Annotated in this window: 8 protein-coding genes and 1 tRNA gene; 1 reads left to right on the top strand and 8 read right to left on the bottom strand. The window is 68.6% G+C overall.

The genetic code is table 11. The annotated features are described in order from the left end of the window. Positions 1-227 precede the first annotated feature (227 nt). Positions 228-301: transfer RNA gene (locus tag BKD30_RS04800), tRNA-Pro, on the top strand. A 403-nt stretch (positions 302-704) separates the two neighbouring features. On the opposite strand, the gene BKD30_RS04790 is transcribed toward BKD30_RS04800, so the two are convergent. The 8 genes from BKD30_RS04790 to BKD30_RS04755 all read right to left on the bottom strand — a co-directional run bounded on the left by BKD30_RS04790 (position 705) and on the right by BKD30_RS04755 (position 7,579). Further along, the gene (locus BKD30_RS04790; RefSeq protein ID WP_076702750.1) at positions 705-1,631 is read right to left on the bottom strand and encodes a DUF2891 family protein; all 927 of its coding nucleotides are present in this window, start codon (positions 1,629-1,631) and stop codon (positions 705-707) included. Between the two features lie 56 nt (positions 1,632-1,687). After that, a complete protein-coding gene (locus BKD30_RS04785) occupies positions 1,688-2,251 on the bottom strand; it encodes a PIN domain-containing protein (protein ID WP_076702748.1) in 564 nt (187 codons plus the stop codon). Beyond that, positions 2,251-2,691, bottom strand: a complete 441-nt coding sequence (locus BKD30_RS04780; RefSeq protein WP_076702746.1) for a helix-turn-helix domain-containing protein — start codon at positions 2,689-2,691, stop codon at positions 2,251-2,253. Before BKD30_RS04780 ends, BKD30_RS04785 begins: the two co-directional genes overlap by 1 nt. 187 nt (positions 2,692-2,878) lie before the next feature. Further along, positions 2,879-3,931 carry a DUF2891 family protein gene (locus BKD30_RS04775; protein WP_076702744.1) on the bottom strand — a complete coding sequence of 351 codons (1,053 nt, stop codon included), beginning with the start codon at positions 3,929-3,931 and terminating at the stop codon, positions 2,879-2,881. Positions 3,932-4,035: 104 nt separating this feature from the next. Continuing rightward, positions 4,036-4,971 carry an aldo/keto reductase gene (locus tag BKD30_RS04770; protein WP_076702742.1) on the bottom strand — a complete coding sequence of 312 codons (936 nt, stop codon included), beginning with the start codon at positions 4,969-4,971 and terminating at the stop codon, positions 4,036-4,038. 57 nt (positions 4,972-5,028) lie between these two features. Next, entirely contained in the window at positions 5,029-5,901 is an 873-nt protein-coding gene (locus BKD30_RS04765) for an aldo/keto reductase (protein WP_076702740.1), read from the bottom strand. 173 nt (positions 5,902-6,074) lie between these two features. After that, on the bottom strand, positions 6,075-6,992 hold the full coding sequence (locus BKD30_RS04760) for a nucleotidyl transferase AbiEii/AbiGii toxin family protein (protein WP_076702738.1): 918 nt from the start codon (positions 6,990-6,992) through the stop codon (positions 6,075-6,077). Continuing rightward, the gene (locus BKD30_RS04755; protein WP_076702736.1) at positions 6,989-7,579 is read right to left on the bottom strand and encodes a type IV toxin-antitoxin system AbiEi family antitoxin domain-containing protein; all 591 of its coding nucleotides are present in this window, start codon (positions 7,577-7,579) and stop codon (positions 6,989-6,991) included. Before BKD30_RS04755 ends, BKD30_RS04760 begins: the two co-directional genes overlap by 4 nt. Between the last annotated feature and the right edge of the window lie 80 nt (positions 7,580-7,659).

Below are 7,659 nucleotides of genomic sequence, written 5' to 3'. Positions count from 1 at the left end.
CCCGGAGCTTGTTGGTGACGTGTCGCCTCGCGGCCATCGGAATCTTGCCTTCCACATCGGCAAGCCTGCCCCGCCCACCGGGGACTACGCGCTCAAAGAAGCTGAGGCACCGGCCCGACCCCCGCGCTCAAAGAAGCTGAGGCACGTCGGCCGGTTCGGGACGGGGCCGCGCGTGCGGTAGGCTGGAGCGGTTGCTCCGGCGGGTACTGGTGATCCGTTGGAGCTTTCGGGATGTGGCGCAGCTTGGTAGCGCACTTGACTGGGGGTCAAGGGGTCGCAGGTTCAAATCCTGTCATCCCGACGGAAAAGCCCTGGTGAGAATGTCGTTCTCGCCAGGGCTTCCTGGCTTCGGCAGACCTCCACCGAGAATCGTCTCAGCGCGCAAGCGAACAACCATTCGTTCCGAGGTATCCACCCCACCAGCCACCGAAAGGCGCCCCGGACATGAACCTCGCTGGTCAGATCAGCAGACGGATGGGAATGTCTCTGCTCGGTGCGGGAGTGCTGGTCCTGACCCTCACCGCTTGCACCCAGGGCGAAGGCCGGTCAGCAGCGAGCAGCGGCACGGCCCCGGCGCCGAGTGCCAGTCCCTCGACGAGGTCGACAGCGCCGGCCAGCGGCGTCGTCCAGAGCATCTGCACCCCATTGGCCGCACAATTGGAAGTACTGAACTTCTTTCCCAGTCTGGTCGCCTCCGGGGGCGCCTACGACCCGCAACCTGTGGACGCCGACTTCCACAAACTGCAGAGCGCGGCGCCCGACGGTCTCAAACCGTCCCTCGAGGGATTGGACGGCGTCATGGAGGCCGCCATCAAGAAGCCGTCCGGCTTCAGCGACTCCGCCTTCGCCGATGCGAAGATCAAGGTCGAGAACTGGAGCCTGAAAAACTGCTCTTGACCTGACCCTGCCGCACCCGGTAGCCCACCGCGCAGGACAGTTGTTCCGGCATGCAGGCGCTCCGCCTGCCGCTCAGCTGGGGCCGCCTCGCGCAGGACCGCGAGGATCCGGGCGAGCTGGCCCGCGCGGCTCAGATTCAGCCCGTGCAGGTGCACCAGGTAGCCGTCGGTCTCGTCGGAGACGCCCACGGGTGCGAGCATCGCCGACCCGGCATCGAGATCCGGCAGGAATCGGCGGAACCACCCGGCGAAGTCGGTGGGGGAGAGGACGCGGGCCATGAGGTCGGCCTCGCTCAGCCCGGCCGAGAGGAAATCCTGACCGGAGAGCTCCCACTCGGACGCCCATGCGGCGTCGCCGGCGAACCAGCGGCGGGCACCGGCCGCACATGCGGCGGCGGCCTCGTCGCGGTCGAGCGTTCGGAACGCGTCCACGAGCCACGCCCACCCGTACGGCCGCTCCCAGGAGGGGTTCGCGGCGAGATACTCGGCCTCGACGTCCAGCTTCTCCGCGGTCAGGTTGGCCCCCAGCGCGGCGCGCAGCCGGGCGTCGGCCGCGGAATCGGGCAGGCCCGCGTCCAGCACGCTCACCCCGAGCCAGTGCATGTGCACGCAGGAGTGCCAGTCGAACGAGGTGCCGAACGCGGGGTGCAGCTCGTGCGGCATCGCCGTGTCCTGGGCGGACCGGCGGACGTGGTGGTCGGCATAGGGATAGGGCCGGGCGAGGTTGTCGAGCACGATCGCGGCGCACCGCGCGCCGGCATGAGGGAATTGACGCAGACGAGAAGCAGTCTCTACCTGTGATCCCCGACCGCCTGGCGTACGAGAGCGACAGTGGTGGGCGCGTCGATGGCGAGGCGGTCGAGCACCTCACCGGGTCCGGCGCCTTCGCCCCACGCCCCGGCGATCGCGGCGACGATCCCCCCGAGTACTTCGGGGCGATCCTGGTGCAGCCCGGTGAGAAAGTCGTCGGGATGCTGCGCTTTCACACCCCACAGGCGCAGCTTCTCGGTGGGGAAGTCACGGAGATTCCGAGTGACGATCACCTGGGCTTCGGCGTGAATTGCGGCGGCCAGGACGTGCCGGTCGTCTGGGTCTGGAAGGTCGAGTTGGTCGATCAGGTGCTCGTAGGAGGTCACCATCGCGTCGCGCATCGTGTCGTTCATCAGACGGCGGGTGCGGTCCAGGCGTACGGGGTCGAGGTCGGGGCGGTTGGTGCGCAGGTTGCGGAAGACCTCATCGAGAATCCGGTCCGTCCACTTCGGGTAGGCCAGCCCCGCGAGCCCGACCCGGATGAGCACGTCCCGCAGGGTGGAGGGGTAGAGCACGTTGGCGTCGTAGACGACGACCGCCGGCATCAGGCGAAACCGAGCTCGCGAGTCTCCGCTGCCAGCGTGTCGGCTGCCGTTTGGCGGCGTGCGTCGTCTTCGCGCAGGTAGCGGATCAACGACGCAGCCTTGACACGGCGGTGGGTGCCGACCGTGCGGTATTCGATCTGTCCCGCGTCGAGCAACCCGATCAGGAACGGCCGGGACACGTGCAGCGCATCGGCGGCCTGCTGGGTGGTCAGTTCCGCCTGCGCGGGAAGGACGGTCACGCCCTCGCCATGCGCAAAGCTGTCGAGCACCTGCGCCAGTGCGGTCAGCGCGGGTCGGGGTACCTCCACGTCGCCGGCCTGACCGCCGAGCCGCAGCCGCACGGGACCCTCCGTGCCGAGGGCGGCGTCGAGCCCGCGCAGGGCGGACACTGCCAGCTTGGTGTCTGCCGGCTCGGGCACCAGCGTCGAGACGTCACTCATCAGACCACCTTTCTGATCGAAACAATCGAAGCAGTCGAAACAAGTGTATCTGACACGGCTGGGCCTGGAGTTGGTGCGCGGTCCGTCCTCTGTGGCGGGGCTCGCAAGTGCCTGAGACTACGGGTCGACGACGTAGTGGACGGCGTCCTTGCCCCTCTCTTCAGCATGCAGGCGGTCGGCTTGCCGCTCAGTCGGTGCCGGCGATGGACTCCGCCGCGTCCCAGGCGAAGCTGGCGAGCCAGTGGGTGGACATGAAGTTGCCGCTGTCCAGGCCCCTCATTCCCGCGTCGAAGAGGGGACGGACCGCGGCGGTGAGGAGGTCGGACGCCGACGGCGTGTGGTGCCCGTCGGACGGTGCTGCCTCCGCCTCGCGCAGGACCGCGAGGATCCGGGCGAGCTGGCCCGCGCGGCTCAGATTCAGCCCGTGCAGGTGCACCAGGTAGCCGTCGGTCTCGTCGGAGACGCCCACGGGTGCGAGCATCGCCGACCCGGCATCGAGATCCGGCAGGAATCGGCGGAACCACCCGGCGAAGTCGGTGGGGGAGAGGACGCGGGCCATGAGGTCGGCCTCGCTCAGCCCGGCCGAGAGGAAATCCTGACCGGAGAGCTCCCACTCGGACGCCCATGCGGCGTCGCCGGCGAACCAGCGGCGGGCACCGGCCGCACATGCGGCGGCGGCCTCGTCGCGGTTGAGCGTTCGGAACGCGTCCACGAGCCACGCGAGGCCGAAGGCCGAGTTGGTGTGCAGCCCGTGCCGGACGGGGTACTCGGCCGTGTTGAGCCACGCGGTGACGAGCCGCGCGACGGTGTCGACGCAGCCGGTGAGGTTCGCGCCCCAGGCGCGGAGCTCGGCGTCGTGCGACGACGAGCAGGCCGCGGCGAGCCGGACGAGCCATGCCCACCCGTACGGCCGCTCCCAGGAGGGGTTCGCGGCGAGATACTCGGCCTCGACGTCCAGCTTCTCCGCGGTCAGGTTGGCCCCCAGCGCGGCGCGCAGCCGGGCGTCGGCCGCGGAATCGGGCAGGCCCGCGTCCAGCACGCTCACCCCGAGCCAGTGCATGTGCACGCAGGAGTGCCAGTCGAACGAGGTGCCGAACGCGGGGTGCAGCTCGTGCGGCATCGCCGTGTCCTGGGCGGACCGGCGGACGTGGTGGTCGGCATAGGGATAGGGCCGGGCGAGGTTGTCGAGCACGATCGCGGCGCACCGCACGCCGGCATGAGGGAACAGGTCCGGTTCCACAGAGTCCTTTCGAAACACGAGGAAGTCCGCGAGAGGCTTCTCGAACCGTCCACGCGGGGATGACGAACTCGCCATCCCCGCGGAGACGGGTGCGTGCACCCCCCCTACGGGACCCGGTACCCCGCCGCGCGGAACAGCTCGTACCACTCCGCCTTGGTCAGGGCCAGGTCCGATCCCTGCGCGGCGCCCGTCACCCGCTCCGGGGTCGTCGTGCCGAGGACCACCTGCATCTGCGCCGGGTGCCGCGTGATCCACGCCGTGGCGATCGCCGTCGCCGGCACGTCGTACGTGGAAGCCAGCCGGTCGACCACCGCGTTCAACTCCGGGTACTCGTCCGAGCCGAGGAACGGACCGTTGAAGAACCCGGCCTGGAACGGCGACCACGCCTGCACCGTGATGTGGTTGATCCGGCAGTAGTCCAGGATCCCGCCGGCGTCCAGCGTGAGGGACTGGTCCTCGCCCACCATGTTCGCCGCTACGCCCTGGGCGATGATCGGCGCGTGCGTGATCGACAGCTGCAACTGGTTGGCGACCAGGTCCTGCTTGACCGCGGTCTTGAGCAGGTCGATCTGCCGCGGCGTGTGGTTGGAGACGCCGAAGGCACGCACCTTGCCCGCCGACTCCAGCTCGTCGAAGGCGCGGGCGACGTCGTCGGGCTCCACCAGCGCGTCCGGGCGGTGCAGCAGGAGCACGTCGAGGTAGTCGGTGTTCAGCGCCTTCAGCGAGCCCTCGACCGATTCGATGATGTGCTCGTACGAGAAGTCGAAGTACGGTCCCTCAGGCACGATGCCCGCCTTGGTCTGGATCGTGTTCTCCGCGCGTTCCGACGGCGTCAACTGCATCGCCTTCGCGAACCGCTCCTCGCAGTCGTGCTGGTGGGCGCCGTAGACGTCGGCGTGGTCGAAGAAGTCGATGCCGGCGTCGCGCGCGGCGCCGACGAGGGTGCGGATCTCGTCGTCGCTCTTCTCGGAGATGCGCATCAAGCCGAGGACGACGTTCGGTGCGGTCAGGCCCGTGGGGCCCAGGGGAACACTCTTCATGATCGGATCCTGTTCTCGGGGGGACAAGTCTGCGGATGATTCAAACGGAAGGAGCCGTCACGCGGCGTTGAGGGCGTCCAGTTCGTCGGTGCTGAGCGTGAGGTCGACCGCCTTGGCGGAGTCGGTGATGCTCTGCGGCCGTGATGCGCCGGGAATCGGGACGACGACGGGTGCCAGCGCGAGCTCCCACGCCAGGGCCACCTGCTGCGGGCTCACGCCGTGGGCGTCGGCCACCTGGCCGAAGGCGTCGTGCTTGGTCCCGATGTCGCCGGCCTTGCCGATCCCGCCCAGCGGCGACCACGGCAGGAACGCCACGCCGAGAGAGGCGCAGTGCTGCAACTCGGACAGGCTGGAACGGAAGGCGGGGGAGAACTGGTTCTGCACCGACGCGAGCCGCCCGCCCAGCACCTCGTTCGCCTCGTCGATCTGGGCGATCGTGGCGTTGGAGATGCCGGCCAGCTCGATGACGCCCTCGTCCAGCAGGTCGCGGATCGCGCCGATCGACTCGGCGTAGGGGACGTCCGGGTCCGGACGGTGGAACTGGTAGAGCCCGATGGCGTCGACGCCGAGCCGGTGGGCGGACTCCTTCGCCGCCTTCTTGAGGTAGTCGGGGCGGCCGTTGAGGGTCCATGACCCGTCCCCGGGGCGCAGGTGGCCGCCCTTGGTCGCGATCAGGACGTCGGCGGTGCTGCCGCCGTGGCTGCCCTGGTAGCTGCGCAGCGCCTCGGCGATCAGCTGTTCGTTGTGGCCGACCTCGCCGGCGTCGCGGTGGTACGCGTCCGCCGTGTCGATCAGGGTCACGCCCGCGTCGAGCGCCGCGTGGATGGCCGCCACCGATCGCTCCGTATCCGGGCGCCCCTCGATGGACATCGGCATCCCGCCGAGGCCGATCGCCGATACCGACCGGGTTCCGATCCTGCGCTGTTCCATGCTTTCCTCCGCTTTCGTCATGATCACGTGGGATCCCACGCTACTCACTTCCCGTCGGTTTCCCGCGATCCGCAGTCGGGACGCGCACGGGTCAGGGACGGCAGTCAGGGTGCTTCGACGTCGACGACGTCGTTCCTGACGGCGTCGACGTCTCGGGCGACCGACACGAACGTCTACCTCGGTCGAGGCGTGCTCCAACGTCTGATTGCTGGTTCCCAGCAGGCGTCGCCGGTTATGCCGCCTATCACGGGGTCGACGAGCGCGACGGTACCGTCGATCACCTTCTGGAATTCCTCGGGCAGGGCGTTGCCTGCCTGGCCGAGGCGGCGCCTGTAAGCCGTGTAGGTCGAGGCCCTCAGCGGTCCCAGACCTGCCGCGGCGCCCACCAGAGGTCGCAGTTCGACGTTGCGGAACGTCGTCGTCGCGGTCAGTGCGGCACGCATGGAGCCGCAGGTGACAGCGTGGTTGTCAGTCAGGGCGTACACGTCGGCGTAGTCGCGTACCCGCGTGTTCGCTAAACCCAGGTCGATCGCGGTCGCGAGTTTCTCGGCCAACACGGTTTCCAGTGGATAGCCGAGGAGACGAATCGGCTCGGCGCCCGATCGAAGGGCTGGCAGCTCCATCAGTCGGGCGCCGGGGGTGACGGGATCACCAAAGTTGACATCGAGGCGCAACTGCAACTGGGCGCCTGCCAATTGCGCGCCCATGACGATTCGAATCCCGGCGTAGACGGCATCGCCGCGGATGACCCGGGTGCTGATGGTGTCGGGCAGGAACTGCACGCCATCGTCGGGACGCACGAGAGCGGCGATCTCTGCAACTCGGGCCGCTACGGTCTGCTCGTCAGCTGCCATGTTTCGGGCGAGCGCGTCGGCGTCCACCGTGGGGCGACGGTTGCCGAACGAGGCGAGCAGCATCCCACCTTTCAGGACGAAGTCGGCCGCGTATGGGGATCGAGCGAGGCATCCCAGCCACCTCTCCACGACATACATCGTCAGCAGTTCCTGCGTGCCGCGGTTCTCCCGACGAGCGCGGGTCTGCAACTCCAGATAGGCGCGCCCCGCTGGGGTCTCGCGGGTGGGCCGATTCATCGCGCGCTCATCACGTCGAGGGCCGCGCGCACAGGTCCGAACGCATTGAGCGCCTGCGCGTACTCCAGGAGCAGGGCGGGCCGGGGAGACGGGGAGTCGAGGTAGCGGTACAGCGCAGCATGCGCGACCGGCTCACCGAACCGTCGCCTGAATCGCATCAGGTCCACGACCGTGCGCGCCGGGTCGTATAGACGCACGCGCTCGCCTGGCGATGCCTCGAACGACGACAGACCGAGTTCGAACATGGACTCGTCGAATCGGAGCACCTGCGTCGGCGGGTAATCGATCTCCGGCGCGTGCGAGCGTTTCGGCACCGCGATCTGCACCGCTGGGGGCATTTCGTCCGTCAGGTCGTGCACCACTGCTGCCGACAGGCAGCACAGGATCGCGCGCGGGGAACGGTAGGACACTGCCAGTACATCCGGGTACGACGTCGGCGGCGCATCTGCACGGCGGAACACCCCGCGCGTCAATTCCACGAGCTGCCCGTTGTCACGCCAGGCATACAGGTCGCGCGAATGCGCGCCCATCTCGCGAGCGGTCTGGGTGGTGAACGTAGGCGGCAAGGCTTCGCTGATCGCCTTCATGGATAGAATCCTTGCACACAGCGGTGTCTGGTGCGCGGATTCCATCCAAGCTGTCAGCGGAGAATGCGACCGGTCCAGAC

This window comes from Tersicoccus phoenicis (genome assembly GCF_001968835.1).
Lineage (GTDB): Bacteria > Actinomycetota > Actinomycetes > Actinomycetales > Micrococcaceae > Tersicoccus > Tersicoccus phoenicis.
This window is presented reverse-complemented; position numbering and strand designations above follow the sequence as displayed.

What these genes read in the sequence shown, in the direction of transcription:
- BKD30_RS04785 (WP_076702748.1), bottom strand. Translation starts at nt 2,251, where the DNA reads ATGCCGGCGGTCGTCGTCTACGACGCCAACGTGCTCTACCCCTCCACC.
- BKD30_RS04780 (WP_076702746.1), bottom strand. Translation starts at nt 2,691, where the DNA reads ATGAGTGACGTCTCGACGCTGGTGCCCGAGCCGGCAGACACCAAGCTG.
- BKD30_RS04770 (WP_076702742.1), bottom strand. Translation starts at nt 4,971, where the DNA reads ATGAAGAGTGTTCCCCTGGGCCCCACGGGCCTGACCGCACCGAACGTC.
- BKD30_RS04765 (WP_076702740.1), bottom strand. Translation starts at nt 5,901, where the DNA reads ATGGAACAGCGCAGGATCGGAACCCGGTCGGTATCGGCGATCGGCCTC.
- BKD30_RS04760 (WP_076702738.1), bottom strand. Translation starts at nt 6,992, where the DNA reads ATGAATCGGCCCACCCGCGAGACCCCAGCGGGGCGCGCCTATCTGGAG.
- BKD30_RS04755 (WP_076702736.1), bottom strand. Translation starts at nt 7,579, where the DNA reads ATGAAGGCGATCAGCGAAGCCTTGCCGCCTACGTTCACCACCCAGACC.